The sequence below is a fragment of the Streptomyces sp. NPDC060209 genome, from assembly GCF_042728155.1.
Taxonomy (GTDB): domain Bacteria; phylum Actinomycetota; class Actinomycetes; order Streptomycetales; family Streptomycetaceae; genus Streptomyces.
Genome location: NZ_JBHWZS010000560.1, coordinates 1 through 1,799 on the forward strand (window position 1 = coordinate 1; position 1,799 = coordinate 1,799).

Annotated in this window: 2 protein-coding genes; one reads left to right on the forward strand and one right to left on the reverse strand. The window is 71.5% G+C overall.

The annotated features are described in order from the left end of the window. On the reverse strand, positions 1-237 hold a 237-nt coding region (locus ACFWFI_RS42560), incomplete at its 3' end, for a cytosine permease (protein ID WP_387401312.1). A gap of 103 nt (positions 238-340) precedes the next feature. Here ACFWFI_RS42560 and ACFWFI_RS42565 point away from each other — a divergent pair. Next, entirely contained in the window at positions 341-1,792 is a 1,452-nt protein-coding gene (locus ACFWFI_RS42565) for a PucR family transcriptional regulator (protein ID WP_387401313.1), read from the forward strand. Positions 1,793-1,799 lie beyond the last annotated feature (7 nt).

Here is a 1,799-nt window from a genome sequence, read left to right on the forward strand (position 1 = left end):
GAACAACGCCATCGGGGCCAGCAGCAGCGCACCCGCGACGAGACCGAGGACGGTCGCAGCGAGGCCCTGCCAGAAGGAGAGACCGAAGAGGATCGGGAACGCGCCCAGCACACAGGTCGCGAAGGTGTTGGCGCCGCCGAAGGCGAGCCGGAACAGATCGATCGGGCGGGCCGTGCGGTCCTCGTCCGGGATCCGCTCGACACCATATGTCTCGATTTCGGTGATCGAGGTCGTCACGGACGCTCCACCTTCCGTTCATGCGTAGGGGCGTCCCAGCAGTCTGTGGTCCGCAGATGATCAGCGACAACTGTGTTCATCACAAAGATGTAGGCTTCCTTCTGTGGCCGGCAACAAACTCACAGTCGAGGATCTGCTCTCCTTCCCCGCACTCCAGCTCTCGGTGAAGGCCGGCAGCGGCGGCCTGGGGCGGTCCGTGTCGTGGGCGCACGCCAGTGAGCTCGCCGATCCCACACCCTGGCTTCTGGGTGCCGAGGTGATCATGACGGCGGGCCTGGCGGTCCCCCGCACCGCGGCCGGACAGTGCGCTTATCTGGAACGGCTCGACGACGCCGGTGTGTCCGCTCTCGCGCTCTCGGCGCAGCTGCACATGCCGCCACTCCACAACGCGTTCTTCGAGACGGCCGAGGAGCGGGGCTTCCCGGTTCTCGAAGTCCCGCTCGCAGTCCCCTTCATCGCCGTGTCCCAGGAGGTCGCCGCCTCGGTCCAGGAGGACGCCCGGCACCGTCTGGGCGCGCAGCTCCAGGTCTTCGGTTCCCTGCGCTGGCTGGTCGCCGAGGACCTCGACACCCCTGCACTCCTGCGCCGCCTGGAAGGCCTGTCGGGCTACGACGTCTACCTCTGCACGCCGCAGGGCCGCCCGCTGCTGCCCGGCGTTCCCACGCCCGACCCCGGTGTCCTGCCGGCCTCCGTCGACGCCCCGCCCACGGTGCCGGGGGGCTTCGTCCTCCCGGTGCCCGCGCCCGGCGGTCCGGCGGGCTTCCTCGTGGCGTACGAGCGTCAGGGTGCCCAGCCCGCGGGGCTCGCCGTCGTCCAGCACATCGCCACCGTGGCGGCGCTGCGGCTGGCGATGGTGCGCAACGAGCGCGAGGTGCTGCGCCGCGAGGGCGCGGAGACGCTGGCCGAGCTGCTGCAGGAGGTACTCGATCCGGAAGCCGCCCGGCGTCGGCTGGCCCGCCACGCGATCGAGGGTGACGCCGTGCTCCTGGTGGTCCGCGGCACCACGGACGAGGCGCTGCTGCGCTGTCTGGAGGGGCACCCTCATCTGCTGCTCACCTGGGGCGAGGACCGCTACGTCCTGGGGGCGCCGGACCTGGCGGAGGCCGTCGGTGAACTGCCGGCCGTCGCTGCCGGAATGAGCCGCCCCTTCCTGCCGGGCACCGCGCTGAAGGTCGCCGAGCGCGAGGCGCTCTGGGCGGTCTCGAAGGCCGTGGAGTCGGGCCGCCCGGTCGTCCGTTACGGCGACGACTCGACGGGCAGGTGGCTGCCCGACGACCCCGCCGTCCTGACCGCTCTGGTCGAGCACGTGCTCGGCGAGGTCCTGCGTTACGACGAGGCCCACGACTCCCACCTGCTCGTCTCGGCCCGCACATGGATGGAACGCGACCGCCGTACGGAGACGGCCGCGGCGGCGCTCCACATCCACCCGAACACCCTTGCCTACCGGCTGCGCCGCTTCGGCGCTCTCACCCACCGCGATCTGGCATCGACCGGTGCCCTGGCCGAGGTCTGGCTGGCGATCCAGGCGGCGGGCGCGCTGGGCCTCACCGACTGACCGCGCG